This window comes from Corynebacterium sp. HMSC073D01 (assembly GCF_001815555.1).
Classification (GTDB): domain Bacteria; phylum Actinomycetota; class Actinomycetes; order Mycobacteriales; family Mycobacteriaceae; genus Corynebacterium; species Corynebacterium glucuronolyticum.
This window is the reverse complement of sequence record NZ_KV821086.1, coordinates 1-26980: the sequence shown is the minus strand read 5'-3', so window position 1 is coordinate 26980 and position 26980 is coordinate 1. Positions and strand designations below refer to the sequence as shown.

Sequence of the window (26980 nt, the reverse complement as noted above, 5' to 3'; positions counted from 1 at the left end):
TTTGTAGGAGGTTTGAATGGGTGAGCGAAAAAAGATTCTTGTAGTGGTACTAATCCCACTGGCTATGGCGCTTGTTGCGGTCAGTTCTATTAACGTCGCGCTGCCGTCGATTGAGCACGCGCTCGGCGCATCTGCATCGCAGCTGCAATGGATGCTGGCAGGCTACGCGCTTACTTTCGGTGTGTTCCTCGTCCCCTTCGGGCGACTCGGTGATCTCCTGGGTCGTTCGATGTTTTTCACCATCGGTCTCGCCCTATTTTGCTTGTCGACGGCCCTGTGTGGCTTCGCCAGCGACCCCGTCATTTTGAACATTTTCCGTTTCATCCAAGGGTTCGCCGCCGCCGTCTACAGTCCGCAGACCGCAGGCATCATTCAGACCTACTTCCATGGCAAGGAACGCGCCCGAGCTTTCGCTAAGTTCGGGCTGACCGTCGCCGTGGCGGTCGCAATTGGCCCGGTCATCGCAGGTACGATCATTTCCGCACTGGATCCCGCATGGGGCTGGCGTTGGTCCTTCTGGTTCATGGTTCCGGTCGGCATCATCGGCATCTTCCTTGCTCTCCGGTGGCTGCCATTTGCCGACGAGAAAGCACACCGGAAGAAGGGCAAACTCGACCTGGACCCGATCGGCATGCTGCTGCTCGCCTCCACCGTCGTCTGCATCATGTACCCCTTCATGTACCACGGCGACAACAAGCTCATGTGGTTGCTTCTCCCCCTCGCCGCCATCCTTGGATTCGCCTGGGTACAGTGGGAACGCCACTACGAAAACTGCGGAAACGCGCCGATGGTGAACCTCGGCCTGCTCAAGCTGCGCTCCTTCGGCTGGGGAACCGCCATCAGTGGCATCATGTTCGTCGGCTCCACCTCGATCTTCTCCACACTGGCCATTTACCTCCAGAATGGTCAGCACTTCACGGCCCTCAACGCTGGCCTCGTTGGCCTTGGCGGCGCGATCACTTCAGCGATCACTGCTTACCTCTCCGGTAACCATTCACTGGAGTACGGCCGCCAGATCTGCATCGCTTCTCTTGCTTCCATGGTCGTGGGCATGACAGCCGCGATTGCGATCATTTACTTCAACGGAATGCATGGCCTGAACGTGTGGTGGCTGTTCGCAGCATTCGCAATTGTCGGCCTGGGACAGGGTGCCTTCGGCTCTGCTAACCAGACCATTGCGATGCTCGATGTCCCCGGCTACGAGGGTGGCACCGCCGGCGCATTCAAGCAGACCGCAGAGCGCGTCGCTACTGCAATCGGTAACGCGATCATGACGGGCATTCTGTTCTCCGTCCTCGCCACCACCAACTGGAACCACGCGATCACCGCAGCTTTCATGGCCATCCTAGGAATTCTTCTGGTGGCCCTCGTGCTGCAGATCGTAGACCTACGCAAGGCGAAGGCGTAGCCCTCGCTACATGGGGAGAGGAAAACTGAAAGTCTCCAGCCGGAATCCGGGTGGAGACTTTTTATTTTTGGGGATTTTGCCAGCTAGTAGCCGCGCTTGATCCACTCTTCCAGGTGCGGGGCCTCGCCACCGATGGTGGTGTGCTCGCCGTGTCCCGTGTACACGAGGGTCTCGGCGGGGAGGGTGAGCAGGTGCTCGCGGATGGAGTCGATGATCACCTCGAAGGAGGAGAAGCTCCTGCCCGTGGCACCCGGGCCGCCCTGGAACAGGGTGTCGCCGGAAAACAGCACGCCTGCTTCCGGCATATACAGGCAACCACTGCCCGGGGAGTGGCCCGGGGTGGAAATGAACTCCAGGTCCGTTCCCGCGATGCCGAAGCGCTGACGGTCCTCAATCTCTTGGAAGGCGACATCGGGGTGGGTCTCGTTCCACAGCATCCGGTCGCCGGGGTGCAGGAAGATGGGAGCATCGTACTTCTGGGAAAGCTGCGGGGCGACGGTGATGTGGTCGTTGTGGCCGTGGGTGCAGATAATGCCCTTCACGGCGCGGTCGCCAACAACCTCGGCAATGGGGTCGACGGAGTGGGCGGCGTCGATGATGTAGACCTCTGTATCGTCGCCAACAACCCAAATGTTGTTGTCTACTTCCCACTCGCCGCCGTCGAGCTTAAACAGGCCGGAGGTCTCCGCATGCTCAATAGTGAAGGCCATTAGAGCACCACCACGCTGCGCAGGACCTTGCCGGACTTCATCGTTTCAAAAGCCTCGTTGACCTTGTCCAGGCCAATGCGCTCATTGACGAACTTGTCCAGTGGGAAGCGACCCTGCAGGTAGAGGTCTGTGTACATGGGGAAGTCGCGCTCCGGGAGGCAGTCGCCGTACCACGCGGACTTGAGTGCGCCGCCGTGGCTGAAGATGTCTGCGGCCTCGATCTCGACCGCCTGGCCCGGCGCGGGCACGCCGACGAGGACGACGGTGCCGCCGAGGTCGCGGGCGTAGAAGGCCTGCTTCCAGGTGGCGGGGATGCCCACGGCATCGATGGCGACGTCGACACCGAACTCGGTGATCTCTTGGATGTCTTCAACGACAGATTCGGAGCTCACGAGGGTGTGGGTGGCGCCGAACTCCTTGGCGAGCTCAAGCTTGGACTCGTCGGTGTCGACGGCAATGATCGTGGTTGCACCCGCAAGGTGGGCTCCGGCGATGGCTGCCATGCCCACGCCACCGCAGCCGATGACGGCGACGGATTGACCGCGGGTAACCTTGCCCGTGTTAACGGCGGCGCCGAGGCCGGCCATGACACCACAGCCGAGGAGGCCAGCAGCGGCCGGATCAGCATCGGGGTTCACCTTGGTGCACTGACCCTCGTGGATGAGGGTCTTCTCGGCGAAGGCACCGATGCCGAGGGCGGGGGTGAGCTCCGTGCCATCCTCGAGGGTCATTTTCTTGGAGGCGTTGAAAGTGGCGAAGCAGTATTGCGGTTCGCCACGCTTGCAGGCGCGACATTCGCCGCACACGGCGCGCCAGTTCAAAACGACGAAGTCGCCGGGGGCGACGTGGGTGACGCGGTCACCGACGGTTTCTACCACTCCGGCGGCCTCGTGGCCGAGGAGGAAGGGGAACGCGTCTTCCACGTCACCCTGCTGGTAGGCGAGGTCGGTGTGACATACGCCGCACGCCTGGATCCTCACGACGACGTCGTTCGGGCCAGGCTCGGGGACGACGATGGTGGTGAGCTCGACGGGCTCACCCTTGTGGCGGGAAATGACTGCTTGTACCTTATCCATGCCCGCCACTGTAACGGGAAACCGCTTGTTAGAAACGGTTTCCAGCTAGAGGCCGAAGCCGTAGGCGTAGCGGTTGCCCACCGAATCGACGTAGGCGTAGTCGTCGCCTAGGTACTTGCCCGGCACGTCGCGCGGGGATGCCTTCACGGTCTCCATGGATGCCGGCACGGCGAACGGGAGGTGGCCCTTCGCCTCACCCCCTACGAGCGAGTCGAGGAGATTGTCGGGGGTAATTTCGAAGCTGCCGACGAGGCTGTCGGCGCCCGGCTCGAGGTGTTCAAGGATCCACGGGTTGGTGAAGTTCACCACGACAATCGTCGGCACCTGCTCCTGAATCCGCTTGACTTCCTCGAGGTCAACACCGCAATCCTCCGGGTTGATGGAGAGGGTCACGCCCTCCTGGTCGTCCTCGAAAAGTTCGATCTCAGGGCGAGCCCACACGATGGCGATGTCTGCATCGTCCAGGTCAGCTCGCGTAAATCGCTTGTCGACGGCTTTGTCCAGCTTTTCCTGCACCTCACCGATGGACGTGCGACCGGTGGCAAAGGTGTACACTTTCTTGGACGTATCCAGCGGCAGGGCCTCGCCCTTCTTGAGGATGACGACGGACTCGCGCTGCTTTTGCTCACCCAGCGCCTGCGTTTCGGTGTTGCCGATGACCTTTTCAGCCTCGGCGGGGTCGACGTAGGGGTTCTCAAAGAGACCGAGGGAGAAAATCTCCGTGAGGAGACGGGTGGCCGACCCCGTGAGATCGTCACTTGTGAGCAGACCGTCAGCCACGGCGTCGACAAGCTTCTGGGGATTGGACATATCGGAGAAGATGTCCGTGCCAGCCTTGACTGCCTTGGCAAAGCGCTCCTTCTCGGTGAGCTCCTCGACACCCCAGACCATGGCATCGATGACACCGGAGTCGGAGTTAATGTAGCCGGTGAAGCCCATCTTGTCGCGCAGCAGGTCGCCGATGATCGTCTTGTTATACGCGAAGGCAACCTCGTCGAACTGCGTGCTCGGGCTTAGCCACAGCTCCTCGTCGAGCTGCTTTGCCGAGGTGTTCACAGGCTTGGCGTAGTACGGCATGATCGACGTGCAGCCCGCATCGACGGCGGCCTGGAACGGCGGGAGGTGGTACTTCGCCAGCGCCCCCTCGGTGGGGTACTCGTTGGTCTGACCCCACGGGAAGTGCGGGTCGTGACCGTCGATGCGCACGCCACCGCCCGGGAAGTGCTTGATGGTGGTGGCCACGCCACCCTCCTCCATCCCGGTGACAACCTCGCGGATGTAATCGGCGACAAGCTGCGTATCCTCGCCAAACGTGCCGTTGAACCGGGACCAGCGGGGCTCGGAGGCAACATCGGCCATGTAGCCGTACAGCTTGTGGATGCCACCGGCGCGCCACTCGCGGGCGATGAGCTTGCCAAACTCGCGCATGAGCTCCGCATCATCGAGGGCGGCGAGGCCCAGCTCGCTCGGCCACTCACTGAACACACCTGCGGACTCGTTGACACCGAAGCGGGCAACGAGGGAGACATGGTTGCGGGGGTTCGACGCGAACACGGCCGGAATGGCGAAGCGCGTCTCCTCGGCCAACTCCTGGATGGCGTTCGTCCACTCCGCCAGGCGGCGCGGCTTCAGGTTATCGCGCACAATAAAGTAGCGCTGGTGCCGCTCCTTCACCGCCTTCTCGCTGGCGGCGGCGGTGAGCACCGGCTCGGGAAAGGGAATCCCGGTGATCGGGTGCTTATCCTTCCACACATCCTCATCGTTGAGGAGCTTGCCCTCAACGGGGTTGGGGAGGAACGAGGAATCGCCCGGGTAGTGGGAGCCAATGATCATCAGCCCCGCCTTTTCTTCTACGCTCAGGCGACGGGCAAGGTCTGCCGCGCGCTCCGCTGGGGTCAGCCGCCAATCCTCAAAGGGGCTGAGCACCCCGTCGCGGTCGAGGTCGCGGAATGTCTCTCCGCCGACTGTGATCGTGGGAACTACGTGGGAAACAATCTTCATACCTGTGAATTTAATGAAATTGTGGGGCTTACGCCCGTCGTTGCCAGAATTTGCCTCGCGGTCGTATTCTGGGGGCTATGAGAAAGATCCTCGCAGCAGCATTCGGTGCCATGGGCGTCCTCCACTTTGCCAAGCCGGAGCCCTTCAACAACCTCATCCCGGAGGCACTCCCCGGCACCCCCACCCAGTGGACCTACTTCTCCGGCGTGTGGGAACTCGGCACCGCCGCCCTGCTCCTGGCCAAGCCCGCCTGGGGTGGGCTCGCTACCGTGGGCACCTCCTTGGCCGTGTGGCCCGGCAACTTCAAGATGGCGTGGGACTGGCGCCATGAGCCAGCAAAGAAACAAATTATCTCCGTCGGCCGTTTACCCTTACAGATACCGCTCATTATGGCGGGTTGGAAGATTTACACCGACAACAAGTAGAGGCAGTTCATGGGCGGATTCCTAGAGGCTCTCATCGAGTTGTTCCTGCACTCGTCGCTGTTCTATCCCATCCTCGGGATGTTCGTCATCGGCGACTGCATCTTCCCCCTCTTGCCCAGCGAAACCATTGTCAACATTGCCGCCGCCTGGTCCGGCTCCACGGGTCGGCCCTGGGTCTGGGGTATTTTCCTGGCCTCCTGGGCCTACTCCATTATCGGCGACAACACCACGTACCTTGTCGGTCGCTTCTACGCCGGCAAGTATCACCTCAAACCCAATTCCAAGCGTGCCCGCGCCTCGGATTGGGTGCGCAACTCGGTTGAGCGCAACGAGGCCGTCACCATCATTACCGCCCGCTTCATCCCCTGGGCGCGCTGGTTCCTCACCATTTTCTTGGGTTCTGTGAAATACCCCTGGTGGCGTTTCTTCGTTGTGGACACCGTCGGTTCCTTTATCTGGGCGACGCAGGCCACCCTCATCGGCTACCTCGGTGGCTGGATTTTCCAGGAGTACCCGCTCATCGGCGTTATCATCGGCGTGACCGCAGGCCTCATGTCCGGCGTCATCATCCAGCACATCCAGAAGTCGCGCGTGGCGCAGGCCTAGGGGGCGACATCTTCGACGCTGTGAGAGCGTCATTTACTTTTTGCGGCAGATTCCCTTCGAAGGGCTCCGTTAGCAGGGAATTGGGCCGGATCTGCTGCAAAAAGTCAAACCGTAGTCTAGTCGAATCCGCCCGGCACACGCTCCAAACCATCTGCGGTCAGCCGGTGTCGCTGCCCCGACCCCATGTCCTTCCTGGACCAGGACCGCACCTGGAACGCGTCGACCTCATCGGCATCTTTGTCGGTTCCGACCCTGTCGGAACCCCAGCGCGTGATCTCGAAGCCACCGCGCATCCCCGGCACCGGCAACCAAATCGCCTCCGGTGCCTGCGGATCCGTGAGAATCCCCAGATCCACCGCCTCCCACGCGGGAAGCGTCAACCCGAACTCCTCCGCCCGCTTTTCAACAAGCCGCGTCAGCTGTTCCGAATGCAGCCCGAACGTTTCGGCGCGAAGCGTGGTAAACGCTCCCTGGGCCACAAAAAAGTCCACGGGCCCACCGAGCTCCTCCACAATCTGCACCGGGTACGCCATCGACGGGTCCGCCGGATCCCAATCATTGATCCCCGGATCCCACGGCATCGCCTGCGCAAAAACCTCCAGTGCCGCAGCGAACTCCCCCGCCCGCAGCTGCCCATGCACATCCGTCGCCTGCTTCTTGAAAGCCGCCGTCTGCTCGAATGCCCGCCACTCGTACACGTTATCCATAGGGTCCATAGCGCCATATTAGCTGGCTGCCGAGACACAAACTCCATCTAGCACAGATACCGAAACATGGCAGCAAATCAGGAAGAGTTATTTTCACACAACAGATTGAAAACGGTTGCAGAATCACAACGAAAGCCTTGCAGAATCACGATGAGTATATTGCAGAATCACGGTGAACATATTGCAGAATCACAACGTCGCAGGTAGGATGATTTTATGTCGTATGATCTTTTACACCGAAATACGAAATCGATTGCCGAGGAAATCTTGTCCGACACCCCGGTTCTTTCGGTGTCAGGAGCGAGGCAAGTTGGCAAAAGCACGCTTGCAAGCCAACTCTTATTGGATCGTCCATCACGGTTTGTTAATTTGGACGAAACCTCACATCTCACTTCCGCACGCGAAGATCCTGACGGATTTGTCCGCATGTTTCCGGAGGGCACTCTAGCCATCGACGAGATTCAACGCGCACCGGAACTGTTTAGGGCTATCAAAGGTGCGCTTGAAGAAGATCGTCGCCCCGGGCGTTTCATTATCACGGGTTCATCAAACCTCCTTATGGGACGAAAACGGCAAAGAACGCACCAAAACGTTCCGAACAGAAGACGCAGCCCGCGACTCGTGCTCCCAAGCCGAAGCCGGCCAAGCCGAGGGAACATGGATCACCAAAGACAAGCGTGACATTACCGTCGAAGACCTGTGGGGCCCCTGGATAGCTACCAAAGAGGCCAAGTGCGCACCAAAAACCATCGCCGGGTACAAATCCGCCTGGCAGCACCTCGCGCCAGTATGGGGAGCCACACCCGTGTGTGAAGTCGACGGTGGCGCATTCACACTGTGGGTCGATGGGCTCAAAACCCGTAGGCCCCACGCCAAACACGATCCCCAACCACTGGGCAGTGGCCAAAAACGGAAGATCGGCATCATCATGGGAGCACTCATGAAACAGGCCGTCAAACAGAAAATCATTCCTGCCAGCCCCCTAGAATCAGGCGACATCGTTAAGCAGACCAAAGGCAGCCACCACTATTTGAGGGTCTCCGAACTCGACGCGCTCATCAACGCCGCACCCACCGACGAAGCCCAACTTCTTATCAGAGTCCTGGCAATGACAGCAATCAGGCCAGGAGAAGCAAAAGGACTCAAAGTAGGTGACCTCGACTACTACCGTGGGCGTCTCACCATCCGGCGCAGTGTTGACGCGCTTGGCCACGAGGGCCCCCACCAAGAACAGACTCACCCGAGACGTTCCCGTCGGCGGTGATCTGCTCATCGACCTTGACCTCGCGGCAGACGGCAAAGCAGACGATGATTGGCTGCTCCCCGACGAGGTTGGCCACGTGTGGACCGATGCCCGCTGGCGGCGCGTATGGCGCACCACATGCACCGCTGCAGGGCTTACAGGCGTGGACACCTACACGCTCAAGCACACCGCCGTATCCATGGCCATCGCCTCCGGTGCTGACGTGTACGTCATCCAGGAAAGTGTGGCCACGCCTCAGCCGCCACCACACTCGACATTTACGGCCACCTATGGGACGAGGGCCTAGACCAATTTCCCGGCGCGCTGGAGGAGCATATGCGGCGTGAGAGGGAAAGGGAGCGGTTGCGTAGGGAACGCCGTGCGGAGCGGGCGACAGGCGGGCGTGGTCGACTGCGGAGCATCTAGCCCCACAGGGTTGTTATTCTCCGTCGCTCATTTTTGTTCGCCCGAAGACGAATCCCAGGGCTGTTGTTGTTATCAGCTTCAGAACGTCAATGGTGGATTGCAGAATGGAGCCATTTGCGCAGTTGAATGCGGAAATTAGTGTTAGAGCAACGATGAGGAAAATACACCAGCCGATTAGCTGTTGACCGAAACGCAGCTTGGATAATCCAACGAACTCGGGGAGGTTCTTCGGCTCATAATTCGGCGCATGCTTGAGCGAGGAGCTAGTAGCGGATTGTGTGGCGCTGGGTGTCCCTGTTTCCTCGGGGGAAAGAGCGTAGTCTTCTTCTCCTTCGATTTCCGGCGCCGGTTTCCTCTTGACTGGTTCACTGCCGGCGTCAGTGGGCATTTGCCAATCCTAGTTCGTCTACATAGGTTCGGTCTTGTTTCACGTCTTCCCAGCTCAAAGTGTCTTCCCCTCTTTGATACGCTTTATCCCAGGCAGAGGACTCTTTGTGGGTGATTTTGGATAGGTCGACTGCGCCCCGGTACTTGGTTGCTTCCCAAACTTCAGACAGGGATTCCGCCAGCGCTCGATCTTCGTTCTCATCGACAATGTAGGATTGCCCCGCAGCATCGCGGGCGTATCGTTTGATGCCGTTCTTGGAGAACGGACGAAACTCGTCATACACGGTATACACCACCGGACCGTAGGCCCACGTTAGGAACGGGGATTCGAGTAGAGGGTGGCCGGTCTTCTTGATGTACTGGCTGGAGACGAAGTAGAGGATCTTTTGGAGCTTCATCGGGGTGGGATATAGCTTCTCTTTGAACGCGCGGGCCAGTATGTTATTCGCCACAACGGTAGGACTATAGGGCATGATTGTCACCTCCGCGCATGTCTCCTTGTGATTGCCCTTTCTAGTTTCCATCCTATCCAAGGGGTGAATTCGGTACCGAACGGTCTATTTCCCGGTGTGGTGTGGGTAGCCTGGCTTGTCTTTCTTTTGTGGTGTGGCCTGTCTAGTTTTTGGGCTGGACCGTCCATGGTCGGTCTATGGTCGGTCAACGGTCGGGAATAATTAAGACTTCTTGGGCTTTCTTGAGCTTCTTGTGTATTCTTAGAAATAGGTGAAACCCCAGCCAGAACCAGTGTCTAGCTGGGGATTTGGTGGAGCCGCCTGTGAGAATCGAACTCACGACCTTCTCATTACGAGTGAGACGCTCTACCGACTGAGCTAAGGCGGCACGATCAGCCCAGCGTATCGCTGAATGACCAAGTGGTAGTGTACATGACTCCCTCACCAGGGAAGAAACTACCTGCTTATGAGCCGTATTTCCCCGATCATCGCGAAGAGGGCGGTGCGGGGGGTGACGTTGCGGGTGATGCGCTCGCGGGCGCGGCCGATGGTGTCGATGGTGGCGATGAGCTGGGCGTCGGAAAGCCGGGCAGCGAGGTCCTGGGAGTCGCCGGCGAAGTCGGTGTGGAGGAGCGGGGCGCCGGCACGCTGGGCGATGGCGTCGCGGAAGAGGGCGATGAAGTCCATGAGGAGCTGATCGATGGTATCGCGAAGTTCGCGGGTCTGCTGCTTCTTGTACTTTTGCTCGACCTTCTTCAGGATGTCGGCGGTTCCACGCATGACGCCACCGGTGCCTTTGCCGGAGCCGCCGGCGCCGAGGGTGAGGCGGGTGCGCTCCAGGTCGGCGTCGAGAAGCTCTTTGATGCGAGCCTTGACGTCGGACTCGACGTCGGAAAGCAAAGAGGTGACCTCGAGGTAGGCATCCGAACCCGAAAAAAGAAGCTCAGCCAGGTGCAACATGCGCGCGCGACGGCGCTGGGTGGTGGGATCCTGGGCGAGGTGGCGGGCGCGACCGATGTGCCCGGCGGTGGCGTGGGCGGCGAGGAGCGCCTGGTCGTGGGGGACGCCGGAGGCCTCGACCGTGGCGGCGACCTCCTCGAAGCTGGGGGTGGGGATGTAGACGTGGCGGCAGCGGGAGACGAGGGTCTGGAGCATGTCCTCCGGGTCCGTCGATGGCGCGCAGAGGATGATGACGGTGCGCTCCGGGGGCTCCTCCACCGTCTTGAGCAGCGAGTTGCCGGCGGCGGGGGTGAGACGGTCCGCATCCTCGATGATGACCACCCGAAACGCGCCGACCGTGGGCGTGCGGGACGCCCCGCGGATGACTGCGCGCATGTCTTCGACACTGATGGACAACTCCGTCGGGTGCACGACCGTCAGATCGGGGTGACTCCCGTTCAGCGCCTGCCGGCAGCCCTCGCACTGACCGCAGGGGGTTCCGTCGCAAGCTCCGGAACCGTCGGCATCGTCGCGGACTCCGGAACCGCCGACATCGTCGCGGACTCCGGAACCGCCGACTACGTCTGCGGTGCATAAAAGCGCAGCGGCGAAGTAGCGAGCCATCGTCGAGCGACCAGAGCCGGGCGGGCCGGTAATGAGCCAGGCGTGGGTCATGGCGGAGCCAGACTCGCCAGTGCGGGCGGCGTGGGCTGCGTGTAGGAGGTCGGGGGATAACTGCACGCATACAAGCGTAGTTGATTTAGAGTAGAACTCATGTGGCTGTTGAAAACTTCCTGGCCCCGCTACGCCCTCGCGATCGCTGCGGTGAACACAGCGGGCGCGGCCGCGATCGCGCTCATCATCTCGCTCGTCGCGCCCGTGCCTGCCACACTCGCCGTCGCCGGCCTCGCCGTCGGTGTGGTGGCCGTGGCTCTCGGCGTGGCCTCCACGTTCTTCCTCTTCCGGCCAGTCCTGGCCTGGCGGAAGGATCCCGATGCCTTCGACAGGGCCATGATCCGGCAAACGGTTATGCGGATTCCGCGCCTGCAAACGATCGTCGGCATCGTTGTGTGGGCCATCGCCACCGGCGTTTTCTACGCCATCTCCCGCTCACGTGCAATCGTTGTGTGCATGGCCGTCGGCCTCGCACTGGTCGCGGTCCTCACCTTTCTTACAGCCAAAATCCTGATCCGCCCCGCCGCCAACCGCGTTTTCTCCGGCCAGGTTGAAAGCCACCGCCGGGAAACCGGCCCTGCCACCCGCATCATCCTGACATGGGTGGCGACCACCTGCGTCCCGATGGTGGCGCTCGTCGCATTCATGCAGCCAAGCATGCCCGTCATTGTCGGCGTGGTGACCGTTCTCGTGTTCGGTGCCGTCGCCACGGTGCTCGTCTCAGCTACCGTCGCCGATCCGATCCGGGATGTCTGTCACGCGGTGGAGTCCACCCGTCGCGGTGAGCTCGGGGTCAGGGTTCCGCTTTACGACGGAGGAGACATCGGAACGATGCAGGCCGGTTTCAACGAGATGATTCGCGGCCTCCGCGAGGGCAAACGCACGAAGCGGATGCTCGAAACCTATGTGGGCAAGTCCGTTGCCAACCGCGCACTGCGCGAGACCCCGCAGCTCGGCGGCGAATCACGCAAGGTCGCCGTCCTGTTTGTCGATGTCGTGGGCTCCACCACCTACGCCACCCGCCACACCCCGCAGGAAGTGGTCATCGCCCTCAACGAGTTCTTTGAGCACGTGGTGGAAGTCGTGCACGAGTACCACGGCTCCATCAACAAGTTCCAGGGCGATGCCGCGTTGGCCATCTTCGGCGCCCCCAACACCCTTCCCGACTCCACCGGCAACGCCCTGGCCGCCGCCAGGGAGTTGCACGCACGGCTGCAGAACGTCGAGCTCGACGCGGGTATCGGCGTGGCGACCGGCACCGTCGTCGCCGGCCACATCGGCGCCCGCGAGCGCTACGAGTACACGGTCATCGGCGACGCGGTGAACTCCGCCTCGCGCCTGACAGACCTGGCCAAGAACACCCCCGGTGGTGTGCTCACCACCGCCGCGACCTTGCGCGATGCCGGCGAGGCCGAGCAGGCCCGCTGGACGCTCATGAAGTCCGTGGAGCTCCGCGGCCGTTCCACGCTAACTCGTCTCGCTCGCCCGATCCGGCCGACGCTGGCGGACCGGTCGTAGCGCCGACGTGAACCTGGCCGAGATTTTGTTCACCGCGTTTGCCCCTCCTCAGGAACACTGATGCTAGTCAGCAGGAAATCCTCTGCACTGCAATATGGGGTTAGTTTGATTGTTGAAAATGCGTACAACAGCCGTAACAAATGGAGAATCTATGAGAACAATCTGTCAGAAGATTATTTTCCTTTTCAAATCGGCTTAGCTAGTGCACCGGGCCTTGCAGGGGAGAACAGAATTTTTTCGCAATAGAGCTGCACGTATTTCCTAGGGATCGGAGAGCACCATAAATCCCGATAATCCGCGCAAAGTAATTATCGGTTTCGCAACTGTTTTAGCCGGAGTGTGGGCTTACTGTCTACTCCTCGCCCCGCTACTATCTGACCAGCCGTATGGCGACGTTGTTGCCGACAAGGCCAGCAGCATTGGCCTTGGCTGGACGGTTGCCGTGGTCATTGTTGGCGCGATTTTCACGGTGTACGCGACACGAAAGTCAGCCTCCACATAACTCTGTGAATGAGAGCGCAGAAGGCCTCGTTCTGCCAGGCACGTGGCATCTGCTTCCCGATGAGGAAGCGCTCCCTTTCCGGGGCGCGTGACGTGTTGTTGCCCGGCAAGGCGCAAAACGGCGGCAGCGCATCGCGTGCACTGCCGCCGTTCGTGTTCTCTAACTAACGGGACCGGCGGGCTTTCACCACGCGCTTGGTCGTCTGCTTCGGCTTCGTTGCCTTCTTGCGGGTTGCCTTCTTCCGCGTCGTCTTCTTCTTCCCCACCTCGCCGGCGGCCTCACGGGCGCGGCGCTCGGAAAGGAGCTCGCAGGCGCGGGCGTCGGTCAGGGTCTCCGGCGTATCGCCTCGCTTGAGGGAGGCGTTGGTGTCACCGTCGGTGACATACGGGCCGAAGCGACCGTCCTTGACCACCATCGGCTTGCCGGATACGTCGTTGTTACCCAACGTCTTCAGCGGCGGCTTGGCGGCTTGGCGGCCCCGGCGCTTCGGCTCCCTGTAAATGGCCTTAGCCTGGTCGAGAGTGATGGTGAAGATGAGGTCCTCGGAAGCCAGCGAACGGGAATCGCTGCCCTTCTTCAGGTACGGGCCATAGCGGCCGTTCTGGGCGGTGATGATCTCACCATCGTCATCGGCACCGAGTTCACGCGGAAGCGACAGCAGCTTCAGTGCCTCCTCGAGGGTGACCGCTGCCGGATCCATGGAGGAGAACAGGCTCGCGGTGCCGGGCTTCAACTTCTCCTGGATGAACTCGTCGATCCGCTTCTGTTTCTGCTTCTCTGCGGTCTTGGTTTCCCAGTTCTTCTTCCGCTTGCCCTCGGCCTTGCGCTGCGCGTCTTCTTCCTCGCGCTCCTTCTGCACAACCTCAAGGGCTTGCTTTTCGACGACCGACCGTTCGTCGTCACGGACGAGCTCGGTAACGTACGGCCCGTAGCGACCCTCCTTGGCCACAACGGTGCGCCCGTTATCCGGGTTCGTTCCCAGCTCCCGGCCGGACTGCGGGGTGGCAAACAGCTTCTCTGCAAACTCGAGGGTGAGCTCATCTGGGGTGGTTGCTTCCGGCAGGTTGGCGCGCTGGAATTCCGGCTCGCCGTCGTCGGTAAGCCCAACGACGCGCTCCAAGTACGGACCGTAACGGCCGACGCGCACGACGATGTCGCGGCCTTCCTTATCCGCGAAGAGGCGCAGCGAGTTCACCTCGCGGGCATCGATGTTCTCCAAGTTCTGGCCGACGATCGCCTTGAGACCACCCTGGTAGGGGACGGATTCCTCGGGCGCGTTGGCATCACCGAAGTAGAAGCCTGTCAGCCAATTGGTGCGGTCCGTGTTGCCGGTGGCGATGGAGTCCAGCTGATCCTCCAGCTCGGAGGTGAAATCGTAATCCACCAGCGACCCGAAGTTCTGCTCCATGAGCCCCACGACGGCGAACGCCACCCAGCTGGGGACGAGCGCGTTACCGCGGGAGAAGACGTAGCCGCGATCCTGAATCGTCTTGATGATGGATGCGTACGTGGACGGACGACCGATGCCCAGGTCCTCCATCTTCTTCACCAGCGATGCCTCGGTGTAGCGGGCCGGCGGGTTCGTGGAGTGCCCCTCGGGGGTGGCATCCTCGGCGTGAACCGTCTGCCCCTCCGTGAGAACCGGGAGGTGAGACTCAGCGTTGTCCGCCACTTTCCTGCCGTCGGAAAGCTCACTCGTCTCCACATAAGCCTTGAGGAAGCCAGGGAACGTGATGGAACGACCCGTGGCGGACAACGTGAGGTTATCGGCGGAGAGGGTGACCTTCATCGACGTTCCGTGGGCGTTAGCCATCTGGGAGGCGACGGTGCGCTGCCAGATGAGCTCGTAGAGGCGGAACTCCTCAGCATCGAGACGCCCGTGCAGCTCACCGGGGGTGGCGAACCGATCACCGGCGGGACGAATAGCCTCGTGGGCCTCCTGGGAGTTCTTCACCTTGCGCGTGTACTGGCGCGGAGAATCGGCGACATACTTCTCGCCGTACAGCTCAATCGCCTGGTTGCGGGCGGCCTGCAGGCCAGACTGGGACAGCGTGGTCGAATCGGTACGCATATAGGTAATGTGACCGTTCTCGTACAGGCGCTGGGCGATACGCATCGTGCGATCGGAGGTGTAGTGCAGCTTGCGCCCGGCCTCCTGCTGCAGCGTGGAGGTCATAAATGGCGGGTACGGCTTGCGTGTGTAGGGCTTCTCCTCCACCGCATCGACGCGTACCTCGGCTCCCTTCAACGACGTGGCGTACGCGGTCGCCTGATCCTTGTCCAGGACAACGAGCGTATCGTCCTTCAGCTCACCGCGATCGGAGAAATCCCGCCCCTGCGCCACGCGCTTGCCATCGACGGCGGTGAGGCGGGCGTTGAAGACGCTGTTCAGTTCGTTCTTTTTGGTATCCAGCTCAGCGGTGAGATCCCAGTAATCGGCGGAGATGAACGCCATGCGCTCGCGCTCGCGCTCGACGATGACGCGCGTGGCCACGGATTGCACGCGACCGGCGGACAGGCGCGGCATGACCTTCTTCCACAGCACGGGGCTCACCTCGTAGCCATAGAGGCGGTCGACGATGCGGCGGGCTTCCTGCGCGGAAACGAGATCCTCGTCCAGCTCACGGGTGTTTTGGGCGGCGGCGATAATCGCCGGCTTGGTGATCTCGTTGAACACCATGCGGCGCACGGGCACCTTCGGCTTAAGCACCTCCAACAGGTGCCAGGCGATGGCTTCTCCCTCGCGGTCGGGGTCTGTGGCGAGGTAGAGCTCGTCTACCTCTTTCAGCTTCTTCTTGAGGTCCGCGACCTTCTTCTTCTTTTCGCTACTGACCAGGTACAGCGGCTGGAAGTCATGCTCCGTATCCACGCCGAGGCGCGCCCACGGCTCCTTCTTGTATTTCGCCGGGATCTCAGCGGCCGAACGGGGGAGGTCGCGGATGTGCCCCACCGATGCCTCAACTATGTAGTCCGGACCGAGGTAGGGAGCGATTTTATTGGCTTTTGTTTGTGACTCGACAATCACCAGGCGCTTTACCACAGGAAACCTCTTACTTTCCTTCTTCTTACAAAACGAAGAACATCAAAACTACACAGTAATATATATCCCTACCACGCAACCCGTGCAGCCCGAACATTCCGGGGGTAACAACACCGGGGTACGCCCACCGCGCGCCGGTGGAAGCAGAGACTATACCGTCCGCACACGGGAGGCGTGTGCCCCCTTCGGCCCTTCCATCACGAAATAGTCCACGCGCTGATTTTCCTGCAACGTGCGAAAGCCCGCCCCCTCAATATCGGAATAACGGACGAAAAGATCCTGACCAGACTCGTCATCAATGATGAAGCCGTAGCCACTTTCTGGGTTGAACCACCGAACTGTGCCTTGTGCCATGTGTGTAGATTGTAAGTCATGGAGGACATGCAGTGAGGTTTGGCGAAGAAATCGCAGCACAATTGACCAACGCTCTCGGCAAGGAGCACGTCGAGCACCTCCGCATCACACCGGCCCGCGCCGCCACCTTCGCCCCCTACCCCGCCTGGGTCGACCCAGGACTGCGAGAGTTCCTCACCGAGCGCGGCATCACCAGCCTCTTCTCCCACCAGGCGGATGCCGCCACGGCTGCGCACGACGGGGAAAATGTGGTCATCTCCACCGGCACCAGCTCCGGCAAATCGCTCGCCTACCTGCTGCCCATCCTGACACGGATGGCCAAGCAGGAGGGTGCGACGGCGCTCTACCTCACACCGACGAAGGCACTGGCCACCGACCAGATCCGCAACGTCAACGCGATCATCCGCGGGGCGGGCATCAGCGGTGTGAACCCCAACGCCTACGACGGCGACACGCCACAGGAGGTGCGTCGGGCCGTGCGGGAGATGAGCCGCTTCATCTTCACCAACCCGGACATGCTGCACCAGGCGATCCTCCCCGACCACGCACGCTGGTCCCGGTTCCTGCGCCGCCTCGCCTTCGTCGTCATCGACGAGTGCCACTCCTACCGGGGCGTGTTCGGCGCACACATGTCGCAGGTGATGTGGCGGTTCCAGCGGCTCCTCGCCCACTACGGGGCAACACCGGTGTTCATCGCCGCCTCCGCCACCGCCGCCGACCCCGGCGCGCATGCCGCCCGCCTCCTCGGTGTCCCGGTTCGTGCGATCACCCGCGATGGCGCGCCCCGCGGGGAGCGCACCACGATTCTATGGACCCCGGGGGAGGAAACATCCGCCACAACGGAGGCCGCACACATCATGTCCGTTCTGCTCTCCGAGGGTCTGAGAACGCTGACCTTTGTGCGCTCCCGGCGCGCCGCCGAAACCGTCGCCATGCAGTGCGGGGAGGAGCTCCTTCGGAGCGGTAGAACGGAAGAAGCCAAGCGGGTGGCGGCGTACCGGGCGGGGTATCTGGCCGAGGATCGACGCCGTCTGGAGCGCCAGCTCGACACCGGGGAGATCATCGGCCTGGCCACCACGAATGCCCTGGAATTGGGGATCGACGTGGGCGGGTTGGATGCGGTTATTACGACGGGTTTCCCGGGGACGATCGCCTCCTTCACGCAGCAGGCGGGTCGCGCGGGGCGGCGTGGGCAGGGTGCGCTGTCCGTGTTTGTTGCCCGCGATGAGCCCATGGATCAGTACCTTGTGCACCACCCGGAGGCGCTGCTGGATAAGCCGATTGAGCGGTTCGCTTTCAACCCGGCGAACCCGTACGTGGTGGAACCCCACCTCGCGTGCGCTGCCGCGGAGAAACCGCTCACCGCCGAGGAGATCGGCGATTTCTCCCCGGCAGGATTGGTGCGCCGCGGTAACGGGCTCTACTACCCGGAGCCAGGCCTCCACCCGCATCAGGATGTGCATCTGCGCGGCGGTGGCAACCAGGTGACCATCGTCGATGCTCAGGACGGCCGCCTGCTGGGGACGATCGACGAGTCGCGCGCGAAAAGTGAGCTCCACCCCGGTGCCATCTACCTGCATCAGGGACGCCCATATGTGAGCGAGGAGCTTGTCGACGACATCGCACTCGTCTCCCCCACCCACGCCGATTTTTCCACCATGACGCTTTCGGAGACGGATATTGAGATCCTGCGCACGGTGGAGGAGCGCCGCCGGCCGGGCATCTCGGTTCAGCTCAACGAGGTGGAGGTCACCGAGCAGGTCACCGGGTTTATCCGCCGCCACCGCAGCGGGGAAATCCTCGGCCAGGAGTCGCTGCACCTGCCGCCGGATGTGCTCACCACGCGGGCCGTGACGTACACCATCGATCCGGTCCTCCTTGAGGCGGTGGGGTTGACTCCCGCCGATTGGCCGGGCGCGCTGCACGCTGCGGAGCACGCCGCCATCGGGATTCTCCCCCTCATCGCCACGTGCGACCGCTGGGATTTGGGCGGGTTGTCCACCGCCGATCACCCGGACACGATGCTGCCCACCGTTTTTGTTTACGACGGTTATCCCGGCGGTGCTGGCTTTGCGGACTGTGGTTTTGAGCTTTTCGACGACTGGATCACCGCCACCTACGACACCATTGATTCCTGTGGCTGCGAGTCCGGCTGCCCCTCGTGCATCATCTCACCCAAGTGTGGCAACGCCAACGAGCCTCTGTCCAAGGAGGGCGCCCTGCGGCTGCTGAGCATCCTGCGCACGCAGGACGAAGGCTAGCCGCGAAAAAAGGGGCACCGCCCCGGTACAACCGGTGTGCGATGCCCCACGTGAGCGCCTGCGGATCAATCCAGGCGAGCGCCCGCCGTTGTCTTATTACTTCTCGTCTTCCTCACCGTCTGCGGCACTTTCGCCACCGTCGATCATTGTCGGGGTGCTGGAGCCACCGGTGATTTCGATCTTGCGCTTGGATGCGCTGACCTGCGGGGTAGGAACGGTGACGGTAAGGACGCCGTCGTTCAGCTCGGCGGTAATCGCGTCCGTATCGACGCCCTCGGGGAGGGTGACGCGGCGCTGGAAGCTCGACGAGGATTCGCGGATGACGTACTTGCGGTCCTTGTCCTCCTCGCGGGAGTGGCGCGATGCGCTAATCGTCAGCACGCGACCGTCGATGTCGAGGTCGATATCGTCCTTAGAGAAGTTCGGGAGGTGCGCCTCTACGACGACGTTGTCTCCAGAGGTGTAAACGTCCGTCGTCGGGCTATCAATGCCGCGGCGGGAACCGGGGAATTCGTCCCGGCCGAAGCCTGGCCAGTCCTCACCGAAGAATGCGCGCTGCAGCGGTGCAAGTTCTGCGAATGGGTTCCAGCGGGAAATGTCTGCCATGATGTGTCTCCTTTTGTCTATGCAGTTGGTGTGAAGCGGGGGTAGAAAACCTGCGAAACCATCCTTTCGAATGTCCGGTTATCACCTTTTCGCTACCCCCAACTTTAATCCCGATTTGACTTTTGTCAACGTTTTTTAACCGTGTTTACTACTAGCGAACGAGGGAATTATTTACCCACCACACAACGTTATAAGAGCACGGTTGGACCCGCCGTCGAGACGGCCGTACGAGAGCCCACGCGGACAATAATGGTCAGATCATCACCCCTGACTATGCATTCAGTCACAGCACCCCCGTTGCGGGCCACGATGTCGGCTGCCACATCGCATCCTTCCCGCCCAAGATAGACCTCCCGGGCACCCGCCACCGCTGCGAGATCGGCAGCCCGCTGCGCCACGTGAGCATCGTGAATGAGGCTCACACAGTACAGCAGGGTGCCGAGCAGAGCGACGAGTGCAAGGAGGATCCCTGCGGCGAGAACGGTGGCATAACCACGGTCATCGCGCACGGTTTCTCCCCTCAACAAGGCAGACGGCGGTGGACGTCATCTCCCCCAGCGGGGAGGGAATCCGTGCCGTCGCTGTGACAAGCCCGGCGCTTTCTGTCACCTCAACAGTTCCACGCGGCGGCGCGTAGTCCACGCCGACGGCATAGGCGCGGGCAGCGGCACCGGCGGTGTCCACGGCGAGGAGACTGGCGACAAGGGATGCCATCCCCGCCACGATGCCTGCGGTGACCACGATGATGCTGGTCAACGCCAGCGCCGCCTCGACGGTGACGGCTCCCTCATCACCCTCGAGCATTAGGGACGGTTGTGAAGTGCGTCCGTGAACATGCCCTCGAGCGCGCTCGTCACACTGTCGCCGGTGACGATGGTATACAGCACGCCGGCAAGGGCTGCGGCAGCCATTGTGCCCAGCGCGTATTCCACGCTGGACATGCCCAGATCGTCGACGAACAGGTGGCGGATTCGGTTAACAAACATGGTGTTCTCCTTTTCAGATGGATGTGATGTGGTGTGTTAGAAGTAGTCCGCTCCCAGCGAGACCAGCACGGGCACGAGCCCGAGGAGGAAAAACGCTGGAAGGAAACACATGGTGAGAGGTAATGCAATGAGGACACCGGCGCGTTCTGTTGCGGCGGTAGCCTCGTCGGCTGCCCGGGTGGCGAGTTTGTCCGCCACCCGCATGCAGCCGGCCACAATGGATGCCCCCGTGCGCGTCGCAGCGCTTGCCAGCGAGGCGATGTCGGCGCAGCCAGGAAGGGCGCGGACGGGTGCCCACGCGGTATCCGGGTCGAGCCCTACGGCCAGCAGCGATGCTGTCGTCAGCCAGGCGCTGTCTCCCCCGCACATGCCGACGGCGTGCGCCGCCTGTGCGTGCGAAAGCCCGGCTTCCAAGCAGGCACTGAATAGTTCAACGTCGCTGACTGTGTCTTTGACTGTGGGACCGTCACGCGGGGCGCCGCCACAGCGCAACCGGGAAAGGATCGTCGGGCCCGTGGCCGGTTCCAGCCGCGCCCCCGGCGGTCGGGACACGATGAGGAGGGCGAGGGCGAGCAGGACCGCAGGGCCGATCATGACATCGCCCCCGTGATGATCCGCGCGGACCAGAGGACGCCGGCGGCGATGCAGCCGGTGCCAGCGACAAGGACGATCCCGCCTGTCCCCCCACCGAGCAGGTAGGTAACGGAATCCGCGCCGATGGCGGCCCCCATGATGATGCCGATAACCGGTAACGCCGTCAGGATACCCGCCGTCGTGATTGGCCCCTGGAGCTGCGCCACCGTCTGCTTGTCGTGCTGCAGCTGGCGGTCCATTGTAGCCTGCACGCTTTCTAGCAGGCCAGCGAGAGGAATACCGTAGGTTTCAGCAACGGAGCCGAGTGCGCGCACCTGCGGGGAATCGGGGGCCTTCTCCGGCTGGTAGAGGGCACCCGTGCGCAATGTGGCTGCAAGCTGCCCCACGTCGCGGGCGAGGGCCTCGGCCGCAGCGGTTTTCCGCCTGTAACCGCGCAGGGTAGCCCCCACGCGCACGGCCGTCGCAGCGAGGATGACGAGCGCAACGACAACCGTCACCTGACCGATGACCGCGCACCCAAGCACGAACGCGATGGCGCATACCAGCGGCAGATGGGTGAATTCACCCCGTTCCTCTTCGCCGAGTCGCCTTCGCGGTGGCACGCCGACGATGACTAACGCCAAGGCTAGAGCGAGCATACAAGCTCCTCCCACCCGGGTTGTGGCGTGCCGTTTTCCCACAGCACCCGCGTCCGCACCGGCTGTCCGCGCCGGGCGATAAGCACTCCAATCTGGTGGATAACACGTCCGCCAGGAGTGCGCACCATGTGGATGATGATGTCGATGGCGGCGGCAAGCTGCGCGTGCAACGCCTCCTGCCCGAGCCCACCGAGGGCAGCCAGCGCCTCCATCCGGGCGGGCACCTCGTCGAGGCTGTTGGCGTGGACGGTGCCGGCACCGCCGTCGTGGCCGGTGTTGAGGGCGGCGAGGAGGTCGACAACCTCCTTACCCCGGATCTCCCCCACGACGATTCTGTCCGGCCGCATGCGCAGCGCCTGGGTGAGCAGGTCGCTCATAGTGATCGCGCCGCGACCTTCGGCGTTGGCGCCCCGGGTGGTAAGGCTCACCACGTGCGGGTGCGGCGGGTGCAGCTCGGCGGTGTCCTCGATGCAGATGATGCGCTCGTGTGCGGGGACCTCGGCAAGAAGGGCGGACAGCATCGTTGTCTTGCCGGTGCCGGTGCCCCCGACAACGAGGATGGAGCGCCGCGCCCGCACGAGACCGCGCAGCACTCGCACGAGCCCCGGCGGAATCCCCAGTCGGTCAAGGGTGGCGGTCGCGCCCCGCAGCATGCGCAGGCTGAGGAGGGTGCCCGGTGCCGCCGGTGGGGATAAGACTGCGTGGAGGCGGATGGTCTGCCCGTCCGGCCGCTGGATGTGGCCACCGGCGAACGGGACAGCGTCGTCGAGGCGCTGGCCCGCCGCGTGCATGAGCCGGGTAGCGAGCTGACGCACCTCGGCATCGGACTCGAAGCGGACGGAGTCGACCTTTTCCATGCCGTTCCCCCGGTCGACCCAGATGCTCTCCGGGCCGTTGACAACAACGTCTGTGACCCCCGGCGCGATGAGCCCCTCCAATACCCCGATGCCGTGGACGCGGTTGTTCACCTTCTGCAGAAGCATCAGCATCTGTTGGTCGGAGACGATGCCCACCTCCCCGCGCGCGATCCGCGCAAGCTCCGCTGGGGTCAGCCCCGGGTTGCTCGCCAGCGCTTCCTGCAGCTTGTCGACGACGCTACCCACGCTCCACCCCCAGGAGGTACTCCGCGGCTCGCCGTAACTGTTGGGGAAGATGCGTCAGGCCGCGCGTTTCTACTTGTTTGGCAAGCCCCCGCACATGCGGGATCTCGGCTTCGACAGGCAGGGAGATAAGGCGACCCACCTCGCGGGAGCTGAGCCCCGACCATTCCCGGTAGCGCACGGCGATCGCCAGCTCCGTGCGAATCGTCCTGGTGATACCCGCCGCCGCTGCAACGGCACGCACCTCGGCGGGGACGACGAGGATGAGCCTGTCCAGGGCGCTAAGGATCCCCGCCACGGGCTCCGACCAGGCGGGCAGGTCGACGATGGTGCGGGCGCCGGCGGGGTCACCCCGGTGGCACTCAATGACGGCGATAACCTCCTCGGTGGTGGGCGGCGCGCTCACCGCTCCCCGGTCGCAGGTAAGAAGCGCCGTGTCCCCCACCTGAGGCAGTGCCCCACGAAGTTCGGCGGCGGGGACGTGGCCGTCGAGGTGGACATCTGGCCAGCGCTTGCCCTCCATCTCCTCCGCGCCGAGGACGAGATCGAGGCCACCGGAGTACGGGCAGGCGTCGACAAGCAAGGACGGACGGGAGGAGCTCAGCGCAAGGGCGCAGGCAAGGGTGGAGGAACCCGCGCCGCCGCAGACCCCCATCACACCGATGACCTCGCCACCACCGGCGATGCGTGCAGGCTCACGACTCAGCGCCTCGACGATGTCATAGGACATGCTGGGTACGGTGCAGGCAAGCTCGGCGTGGATCGCCATAGCGCACTCGTAGTCGGGCGGACCGGGATCGGGGGTGACGAGGAATACGCGGGACCGGCGGGGTAGGTCGCGGGTGGCGGCCGCACACGTGGCATCGATGAGCACAGCGAAGGCCCGCCGGAACAGTCGCCGGATTTCGACGGGGTCGGTGGCCTCGACCACTTCTCTGCCCGTGGCGGCGGCGATATGGAGGATGTCTGCGCGGACGGGGTCGTCCGCGGCGATGAGAATGTAGGACTCGTGCATGCGTGTTTCGTTCATGGCCCCATCTTCACGCCACAACCGCGTGCCCACAACGGTTGCACCCAATTCTGTGGATAACCTCCGGATCGTGCGGAAAGTTCCACACAATGCGCTGGTCAGAAGAGTGTTGCACCCAACGAGCTGTGGAGGTCCACCACGCCACGCAAGCGACACATGGTGGCGCTTACCCACGACACTTGCCGGGATGCGTCTGGCTGAAGATATAGGACGGCCCGCATCTCGGGGGGGATGGATGCGGGCCGTCAGAGTAACCCGGTCTCGGGGGGCGAACCGGGGCCGGCCGCACTGTATATCGGGGCCGTGCAATACGAAGTATGACACACTTTTTTTCTCACGGCAACACCTAACCCAAAAAAATTTCTACCCCCATTTCCACGGGTATATACACTTAGTCATTATGAGCACACCTGCGGCCTTTTTTGACCTGGACAAAACGGTAATCGCCACGTCATCGGCGCTTGCCTACGGTCGCCAGTTCTTCAAGAACGGGCTCATCACTGCCTCCCAGGCACTTGCGCTGAGCTACGCCCAAACAGCCTTCCTCTTACAGGGCTGGTCAGGTGGCCAGATGGATTCCACACGGGACAAGCTCCTGGAAATGGTCGCAGGCTGGGACGTGGCGAAAGTGGCAGAAATCGCGCAGACCACGCTGCACGAGGTGGTTACCCCCGCCATCTACGAGGAGGCGCGCGAACTCATCGCCTGGCACAAACGACAAGGCCACGACGTGGTCATTGTGTCAGCTTCCGTGCGTGACCTCGTCGCCCCCATTGCCACCGAACTTGGAGTCGACCGGATTCTTACCTCTGAGCTGGAAGTTCGTGACGGGAAGTACACCGGAAAGCTGCTCACCTACAACAAGGGTGTGAGAAAAATCACTCGCGTCACGGAGATGGGCTACGCCCTGGGGCAAAGCTACGCCTACTCCGACTCGGAGACGGACATTCCCCTACTCGCAGCGGTGGGACACCCCGTCGCAGTCAACCCCGATAAGAACCTGGCGCAGTGGGCCGCGGACAACGGGGTCCCCATTCGGCGGTTCTCCAACCCCATGCCCCTGTTCCCTCACCCCAATCCGTGGGTGACAGCCGGCGCAGCAATTGTTCTGATTGGCGCCCTCATCGCTATTTTCTGGCGATCCCCGCTGCTTCCCGGGCACCGGCGTACATAGCTTCTTCGTAGAGACCATACAGCTCCTGCGCATCACCTGCGTACGACGAGAGTGCCTGGAAAAACCGTGCACGGTGGCGGTTGTAGAAGACCTCCGGCACACACAGTCCCTTCGGGTCGAGGCCGCTGGCCATCGCCGCCAGCCGGGACACAATGAGCCCGACGGCGAGCCCGTTGTCGAGCGCCCCGTGCGTGAGCCCCAGCACGTCGGCCCCGATCCCCGTCGGAGGAGTGTGTGTGAGCATCCCCGCGAGCGTGACAAGCTGGTCAGGTTCACGGGGCACTCCCGACCCGCCAAGCACCACGTCCAGCTTTGCGACGACCTGGAGAGGCTGGCGGGTGAGGGTAGGCAGCGGCGGATCCAGCAGCAGCGACGCCGCCGATGCCACCACCTCCCTGTCGAGACCCGCGATGTCCGCTATGAGCACCGCACCGCGCGCCACCGACTCCGCGTTGGTGAGGCGTGGGGCGATCCGGTGGACGCGGGCAACCTCCGCGACGAGCTGGGCATCAGCGAGTAACATGTGTGCCAGATTAGTCGGTGACGGCTACACTGTAGGATTGATATACCGAAGAACGAATTTAGACGTACACGAGAAGGAACCCACGTGAGCAACAACGACGGACTGTACACCGACCCAAACGAGCCTGTAGCGACACGCGTTAACTCGATTCCGCTCCACGACGTGGACACCCGCCCCGCCGGTACCGGATCCATCGGCGATCTCGTGTCTGACGCCACGAGCCAGATCTCCACGCTCGTCCGCTCGGAAATCGAACTAGCCAAGGCTGAGATCGCTGGCGAAGCAAAGAAGGCCGGCCTCGGTGGCGGCCTCCTCGGCGCTGCTGGCGTCATCGCCCTGTTCTCGCTTTTCTTCTTCTTCGTGTTTGCGGCTGAGCTCCTCACCCTGTGGGTTGCCCGCTGGGCAGCATGGCTCATCATCTTCATCCTCATGCTTGTCATCGCCGCTGTTCTTGCACTTGTCGGCCTGAAGAAGGTCAAGACCATCAAGGCACCGAAGAAGACGGTCGCCTCCGTGCAGGAGATGAAGAAGCTCGTCCCCGGCAAGGCCACCAAGCAGCTGGAGGACCAGAACAGGGGCATGTACTCCTAAGGTGTACCTATACCAACGAGGCATCCGCTTACACTACGAAAGCGGGTGCCTTTCGCACGTCTATCTCTCCCTTGAGGAGCCCCACCCGACCGCGACGACGCTGACCTTGCGTGGCTTTGGCAAATCCGATCAACCCCCGCGTGGCTACAGCATCAACACGTTCGCCGCCGACGTCGCCCACGCTATCCCGCAGATCGCCGAGCCGCCGGTCACGCTCCTCGTCCCCAACCGCAATGTGGAGAACATCGCCCGGATGGTGCAGTCCAAGCACCCCAACCTCGTCCAGGATGTGGTCAACGAACACCCCGGTGCTGTCTTCCTCGATGTCCGCTCCCCCGCCGCCCGGGTGCTCACCGCGGCCCTGGCGAAGAAGACGCGGTAGGCAGCGTTAGTTGCGGGGGCTGCTGGGGCTGCAGGGTCTGCTCGCTGGTGCGCCGGTTCGCAATGCGGACCACCTGGAGCCAAGGTTTCGAGCTTTGCACGGCGATGGGCCACCTTCGGGATGCTGCCGTACACGACACGGCCCAGCCGGAGCCAAAGCCCGAGAACTCAAACGGGGTCGGGCCACATTCGGTCGCGCGGGTACCTTCTGCAGCCCAGCCGCCCCCAAGGCCTCGAGCTTTGACCGGAGAAGGGCCGCCTCCGGGACGCTGCCGTACACAACACGGCCCAGCCGGAACCGAAGCCCGAGAACTCAAACGGGGTCGGGCCGCATTCGGTCGCGCGGGTACCTTCTGCAGCCCAGCCGCCCCCAAGGCCTCGAGCTTTGACCGGAGAAGGGCCGCCTCCGGGACGCTGCCGTACACAACACGGCCCAGCCGGAACCGAAGCCCGAGAACTCAAACGGGGTCGGGCCGCATTCGGTCGCGCGGGTACCTTCTGCGGCCCAGCTGCCCCAAGGCCTCGAGCTTCAAACAAGGAAGGGCTGCCTTCAGAACGCTGCCGTACACAACACGGCCCAGCTGGAACCAAAACACGAGAACTCAAACGGGGTCGGGCCGCATTCGG

At 62.5% G+C, this 26980-nt stretch carries 31 protein-coding genes and 1 tRNA gene; 13 read left to right on the top strand and 19 right to left on the bottom strand.

From position 1 onward, the window contains the following. Positions 1–43: 43 nt before the first annotated feature. Positions 44–1408 carry an MFS transporter gene (locus tag HMPREF3044_RS12265; RefSeq protein ID WP_246821086.1) on the top strand — a complete coding sequence of 455 codons (1365 nt, stop codon included), beginning with the start codon at positions 44–46 and terminating at the stop codon, positions 1406–1408. A gap of 83 nt (positions 1409–1491) precedes the next feature. On the opposite strand, the gene HMPREF3044_RS12260 is transcribed toward HMPREF3044_RS12265, so the two are convergent. The 3 genes from HMPREF3044_RS12260 to HMPREF3044_RS12250 are packed head-to-tail and all read right to left on the bottom strand — an operon-like array spanning position 1492 to position 5195. Beyond that, a complete protein-coding gene (locus HMPREF3044_RS12260) occupies positions 1492–2118 on the bottom strand; it encodes an MBL fold metallo-hydrolase (RefSeq protein ID WP_005390771.1) in 627 nt (208 codons plus the stop codon). Beyond that, entirely contained in the window at positions 2118–3194 is a 1077-nt protein-coding gene (locus HMPREF3044_RS12255; protein WP_070742152.1) for an S-(hydroxymethyl)mycothiol dehydrogenase, read from the bottom strand. Before HMPREF3044_RS12255 ends, HMPREF3044_RS12260 begins: the two co-directional genes overlap by 1 nt. 45 nt (positions 3195–3239) lie before the next feature. Next, positions 3240–5195 (bottom strand): glycoside hydrolase family 3 protein, encoded by a 1956-nt coding sequence (locus HMPREF3044_RS12250; protein WP_070742150.1) that lies wholly within the window; start codon positions 5193–5195, stop codon positions 3240–3242. A gap of 77 nt (positions 5196–5272) precedes the next feature. Here HMPREF3044_RS12250 and HMPREF3044_RS12245 point away from each other — a divergent pair, with 77 nt between their 5' ends. Together HMPREF3044_RS12245 and HMPREF3044_RS12240 are read left to right on the top strand one after the other, a co-directional pair. Next, entirely contained in the window at positions 5273–5620 is a 348-nt protein-coding gene (locus HMPREF3044_RS12245; protein ID WP_005390776.1) for a DoxX family protein, read from the top strand. Positions 5621–5629: 9 nt separating this feature from the next. After that, a complete protein-coding gene (locus HMPREF3044_RS12240) occupies positions 5630–6226 on the top strand; it encodes a DedA family protein (protein ID WP_070742146.1) in 597 nt (198 codons plus the stop codon). 116 nt (positions 6227–6342) lie between these two features. Here HMPREF3044_RS12240 and HMPREF3044_RS12235 read toward each other — a convergent pair whose 3' ends face one another. Beyond that, the gene (locus tag HMPREF3044_RS12235) at positions 6343–6942 is read right to left on the bottom strand and encodes a hypothetical protein (RefSeq protein ID WP_070742144.1); all 600 of its coding nucleotides are present in this window, start codon (positions 6940–6942) and stop codon (positions 6343–6345) included. Between the two features lie 207 nt (positions 6943–7149). Here HMPREF3044_RS12235 and HMPREF3044_RS12820 point away from each other — a divergent pair, with 207 nt between their 5' ends. From HMPREF3044_RS12820 to HMPREF3044_RS13525, 3 genes are all read left to right on the top strand, one after another. Further along, positions 7150–7614: an AAA family ATPase gene (locus HMPREF3044_RS12820; RefSeq protein WP_005394697.1), complete on the top strand. Its 465-nt coding sequence runs from the start codon at positions 7150–7152 to the stop codon at positions 7612–7614. A 247-nt stretch (positions 7615–7861) separates the two neighbouring features. After that, positions 7862–8197 carry a hypothetical protein gene (locus HMPREF3044_RS12815; RefSeq protein ID WP_246821085.1) on the top strand — a complete coding sequence of 112 codons (336 nt, stop codon included), beginning with the start codon at positions 7862–7864 and terminating at the stop codon, positions 8195–8197. Next, complete coding sequence (locus HMPREF3044_RS13525) at positions 8139–8483, top strand: site-specific integrase (protein ID WP_246821084.1); 345 nt, start codon at positions 8139–8141, stop codon at positions 8481–8483. Before HMPREF3044_RS12815 ends, HMPREF3044_RS13525 begins: the two co-directional genes overlap by 59 nt. Positions 8484–8615: 132 nt before the next feature. On the opposite strand, the gene HMPREF3044_RS12225 is transcribed toward HMPREF3044_RS13525, so the two are convergent. The 4 genes from HMPREF3044_RS12225 to HMPREF3044_RS12210 form a co-directional block, all read right to left on the bottom strand. After that, positions 8616–8990 carry a hypothetical protein gene (locus HMPREF3044_RS12225; RefSeq protein ID WP_005390781.1) on the bottom strand — a complete coding sequence of 125 codons (375 nt, stop codon included), beginning with the start codon at positions 8988–8990 and terminating at the stop codon, positions 8616–8618. Then, positions 8980–9441: a Panacea domain-containing protein gene (locus HMPREF3044_RS12220; RefSeq protein ID WP_231286107.1), complete on the bottom strand. Its 462-nt coding sequence runs from the start codon at positions 9439–9441 to the stop codon at positions 8980–8982. Before HMPREF3044_RS12220 ends, HMPREF3044_RS12225 begins: the two co-directional genes overlap by 11 nt. 312 nt (positions 9442–9753) lie before the next feature. Continuing rightward, positions 9754–9829 (bottom strand) — tRNA-Thr (locus tag HMPREF3044_RS12215). Positions 9830–9897: 68 nt separating this feature from the next. Continuing rightward, positions 9898–11121, bottom strand: a complete 1224-nt coding sequence (locus tag HMPREF3044_RS12210; RefSeq protein WP_070742142.1) for a DNA polymerase III subunit delta' — start codon at positions 11119–11121, stop codon at positions 9898–9900. Positions 11122–11154: 33 nt separating this feature from the next. On the opposite strand from HMPREF3044_RS12210, the gene HMPREF3044_RS12205 reads away from it, so the two are divergent. The 3 genes from HMPREF3044_RS12205 (at position 11155) to HMPREF3044_RS13190 (ending at position 13242) form a co-directional block, all read left to right on the top strand. Next, positions 11155–12573 carry an adenylate/guanylate cyclase domain-containing protein gene (locus tag HMPREF3044_RS12205; RefSeq protein WP_005390794.1) on the top strand — a complete coding sequence of 473 codons (1419 nt, stop codon included), beginning with the start codon at positions 11155–11157 and terminating at the stop codon, positions 12571–12573. Positions 12574–12910: 337 nt separating this feature from the next. Further along, complete coding sequence (locus HMPREF3044_RS13195) at positions 12911–13075, top strand: hypothetical protein (RefSeq protein ID WP_168167263.1); 165 nt, start codon at positions 12911–12913, stop codon at positions 13073–13075. An 8-nt stretch (positions 13076–13083) separates the two neighbouring features. Continuing rightward, positions 13084–13242 (top strand): hypothetical protein, encoded by a 159-nt coding sequence (locus HMPREF3044_RS13190; RefSeq protein ID WP_005390798.1) that lies wholly within the window; start codon positions 13084–13086, stop codon positions 13240–13242. Here HMPREF3044_RS13190 and topA read toward each other — a convergent pair. Beyond that, positions 13239–16115: a type I DNA topoisomerase gene (gene topA, locus HMPREF3044_RS12200; protein ID WP_070742139.1), complete on the bottom strand. Its 2877-nt coding sequence runs from the start codon at positions 16113–16115 to the stop codon at positions 13239–13241. The two genes, HMPREF3044_RS13190 and topA, sit on opposite strands and share 4 nt — an antisense overlap. Positions 16116–16265: 150 nt before the next feature. Then, the gene (locus HMPREF3044_RS12195) at positions 16266–16469 is read right to left on the bottom strand and encodes a cold-shock protein (protein WP_005390801.1); all 204 of its coding nucleotides are present in this window, start codon (positions 16467–16469) and stop codon (positions 16266–16268) included. Positions 16470–16501: 32 nt separating this feature from the next. Here HMPREF3044_RS12195 and HMPREF3044_RS12190 point away from each other — a divergent pair, with 32 nt between their 5' ends. Continuing rightward, on the top strand, positions 16502–18730 hold the full coding sequence (locus tag HMPREF3044_RS12190; protein WP_070742137.1) for a DEAD/DEAH box helicase: 2229 nt from the start codon (positions 16502–16504) through the stop codon (positions 18728–18730). 96 nt (positions 18731–18826) lie between these two features. On the opposite strand, the gene HMPREF3044_RS12185 is transcribed toward HMPREF3044_RS12190, so the two are convergent. From HMPREF3044_RS12185 to ssd, 8 genes are all read right to left on the bottom strand, one after another. After that, positions 18827–19336, bottom strand: a complete 510-nt coding sequence (locus HMPREF3044_RS12185) for an Hsp20/alpha crystallin family protein (RefSeq protein ID WP_005390806.1) — start codon at positions 19334–19336, stop codon at positions 18827–18829. A gap of 188 nt (positions 19337–19524) precedes the next feature. Further along, positions 19525–19845 carry an Rv3654c family TadE-like protein gene (locus HMPREF3044_RS12180; protein WP_005390810.1) on the bottom strand — a complete coding sequence of 107 codons (321 nt, stop codon included), beginning with the start codon at positions 19843–19845 and terminating at the stop codon, positions 19525–19527. Continuing rightward, the gene (locus HMPREF3044_RS12175; RefSeq protein WP_005390812.1) at positions 19835–20140 is read right to left on the bottom strand and encodes a hypothetical protein; all 306 of its coding nucleotides are present in this window, start codon (positions 20138–20140) and stop codon (positions 19835–19837) included. The genes HMPREF3044_RS12180 and HMPREF3044_RS12175 overlap by 11 nt, the downstream gene beginning before the upstream one ends. Then, positions 20140–20322: a DUF4244 domain-containing protein gene (locus HMPREF3044_RS12170; RefSeq protein ID WP_005390819.1), complete on the bottom strand. Its 183-nt coding sequence runs from the start codon at positions 20320–20322 to the stop codon at positions 20140–20142. Before HMPREF3044_RS12170 ends, HMPREF3044_RS12175 begins: the two co-directional genes overlap by 1 nt. A gap of 36 nt (positions 20323–20358) precedes the next feature. Further along, the gene (locus tag HMPREF3044_RS12165) at positions 20359–20916 is read right to left on the bottom strand and encodes a type II secretion system F family protein (protein WP_005390822.1); all 558 of its coding nucleotides are present in this window, start codon (positions 20914–20916) and stop codon (positions 20359–20361) included. Beyond that, positions 20913–21554: a type II secretion system F family protein gene (locus tag HMPREF3044_RS12160; RefSeq protein WP_005390824.1), complete on the bottom strand. Its 642-nt coding sequence runs from the start codon at positions 21552–21554 to the stop codon at positions 20913–20915. The genes HMPREF3044_RS12165 and HMPREF3044_RS12160 overlap by 4 nt, the downstream gene beginning before the upstream one ends. Beyond that, complete coding sequence (locus tag HMPREF3044_RS12155; protein ID WP_070742135.1) at positions 21542–22657, bottom strand: TadA family conjugal transfer-associated ATPase; 1116 nt, start codon at positions 22655–22657, stop codon at positions 21542–21544. The genes HMPREF3044_RS12160 and HMPREF3044_RS12155 overlap by 13 nt, the downstream gene beginning before the upstream one ends. Next, a complete protein-coding gene (ssd, locus tag HMPREF3044_RS12150) occupies positions 22650–23684 on the bottom strand; it encodes a septum site-determining protein Ssd (RefSeq protein WP_070742189.1) in 1035 nt (344 codons plus the stop codon). The genes HMPREF3044_RS12155 and ssd overlap by 8 nt, the downstream gene beginning before the upstream one ends. A 400-nt stretch (positions 23685–24084) precedes the next feature. Between ssd and HMPREF3044_RS12145 the strand changes: the two genes are divergently transcribed. Then, positions 24085–24858 (top strand): HAD family hydrolase, encoded by a 774-nt coding sequence (locus HMPREF3044_RS12145; protein ID WP_070742132.1) that lies wholly within the window; start codon positions 24085–24087, stop codon positions 24856–24858. Here HMPREF3044_RS12145 and HMPREF3044_RS12140 read toward each other — a convergent pair. After that, positions 24812–25381 (bottom strand): hypothetical protein, encoded by a 570-nt coding sequence (locus tag HMPREF3044_RS12140; RefSeq protein WP_070742130.1) that lies wholly within the window; start codon positions 25379–25381, stop codon positions 24812–24814. The genes HMPREF3044_RS12145 and HMPREF3044_RS12140 overlap by 47 nt on opposite strands. Before the next feature lie 84 nt (positions 25382–25465). On the opposite strand from HMPREF3044_RS12140, the gene HMPREF3044_RS12135 reads away from it, so the two are divergent. Together HMPREF3044_RS12135 and HMPREF3044_RS12130 are read left to right on the top strand one after the other, a co-directional pair. Then, on the top strand, positions 25466–25972 hold the full coding sequence (locus HMPREF3044_RS12135; RefSeq protein WP_005390830.1) for a phage holin family protein: 507 nt from the start codon (positions 25466–25468) through the stop codon (positions 25970–25972). 1 nt (position 25973) lies between these two features. Beyond that, positions 25974–26354 carry an alpha/beta fold hydrolase gene (locus HMPREF3044_RS12130; RefSeq protein WP_070742128.1) on the top strand — a complete coding sequence of 127 codons (381 nt, stop codon included), beginning with the start codon at positions 25974–25976 and terminating at the stop codon, positions 26352–26354. Positions 26355–26980 lie beyond the last annotated feature (626 nt).

Coding starts and splice junctions, on each gene's coding strand:
- HMPREF3044_RS12245 (WP_005390776.1), top strand. CDS start 5,273: ATGAGAAAGATCCTCGCAGCAGCATTCGGTGCCATGGGCGTCCTCCAC.
- HMPREF3044_RS12145 (WP_070742132.1), top strand. CDS start 24,085: ATGAGCACACCTGCGGCCTTTTTTGACCTGGACAAAACGGTAATCGCC.
- HMPREF3044_RS12175 (WP_005390812.1), bottom strand. CDS start 20,140: ATGCTCGAGGGTGATGAGGGAGCCGTCACCGTCGAGGCGGCGCTGGCG.
- HMPREF3044_RS12260 (WP_005390771.1), bottom strand. CDS start 2,118: ATGGCCTTCACTATTGAGCATGCGGAGACCTCCGGCCTGTTTAAGCTC.
- HMPREF3044_RS12185 (WP_005390806.1), bottom strand. CDS start 19,336: ATGGCAGACATTTCCCGCTGGAACCCATTCGCAGAACTTGCACCGCTG.
- HMPREF3044_RS12255 (WP_070742152.1), bottom strand. CDS start 3,194: ATGGATAAGGTACAAGCAGTCATTTCCCGCCACAAGGGTGAGCCCGTC.
- HMPREF3044_RS12170 (WP_005390819.1), bottom strand. CDS start 20,322: ATGTTTGTTAACCGAATCCGCCACCTGTTCGTCGACGATCTGGGCATG.
- HMPREF3044_RS13190 (WP_005390798.1), top strand. CDS start 13,084: ATGAGAGCGCAGAAGGCCTCGTTCTGCCAGGCACGTGGCATCTGCTTC.
- HMPREF3044_RS12235 (WP_070742144.1), bottom strand. CDS start 6,942: ATGGACCCTATGGATAACGTGTACGAGTGGCGGGCATTCGAGCAGACG.
- HMPREF3044_RS12205 (WP_005390794.1), top strand. CDS start 11,155: ATGTGGCTGTTGAAAACTTCCTGGCCCCGCTACGCCCTCGCGATCGCT.
- HMPREF3044_RS12165 (WP_005390822.1), bottom strand. CDS start 20,916: ATGATCGGCCCTGCGGTCCTGCTCGCCCTCGCCCTCCTCATCGTGTCC.
- ssd (WP_070742189.1), bottom strand. CDS start 23,684: ATGAACGAAACACGCATGCACGAGTCCTACATTCTCATCGCCGCGGAC.
- HMPREF3044_RS12225 (WP_005390781.1), bottom strand. CDS start 8,990: ATGCCCACTGACGCCGGCAGTGAACCAGTCAAGAGGAAACCGGCGCCG.
- HMPREF3044_RS12240 (WP_070742146.1), top strand. CDS start 5,630: ATGGGCGGATTCCTAGAGGCTCTCATCGAGTTGTTCCTGCACTCGTCG.
- HMPREF3044_RS12815 (WP_246821085.1), top strand. CDS start 7,862: ATGGGAGCACTCATGAAACAGGCCGTCAAACAGAAAATCATTCCTGCC.
- HMPREF3044_RS12195 (WP_005390801.1), bottom strand. CDS start 16,469: ATGGCACAAGGCACAGTTCGGTGGTTCAACCCAGAAAGTGGCTACGGC.
- HMPREF3044_RS12160 (WP_005390824.1), bottom strand. CDS start 21,554: ATGCTCGCTCTAGCCTTGGCGTTAGTCATCGTCGGCGTGCCACCGCGA.
- HMPREF3044_RS12250 (WP_070742150.1), bottom strand. CDS start 5,195: ATGAAGATTGTTTCCCACGTAGTTCCCACGATCACAGTCGGCGGAGAG.
- HMPREF3044_RS12140 (WP_070742130.1), bottom strand. CDS start 25,381: ATGTTACTCGCTGATGCCCAGCTCGTCGCGGAGGTTGCCCGCGTCCAC.
- HMPREF3044_RS12820 (WP_005394697.1), top strand. CDS start 7,150: ATGTCGTATGATCTTTTACACCGAAATACGAAATCGATTGCCGAGGAA.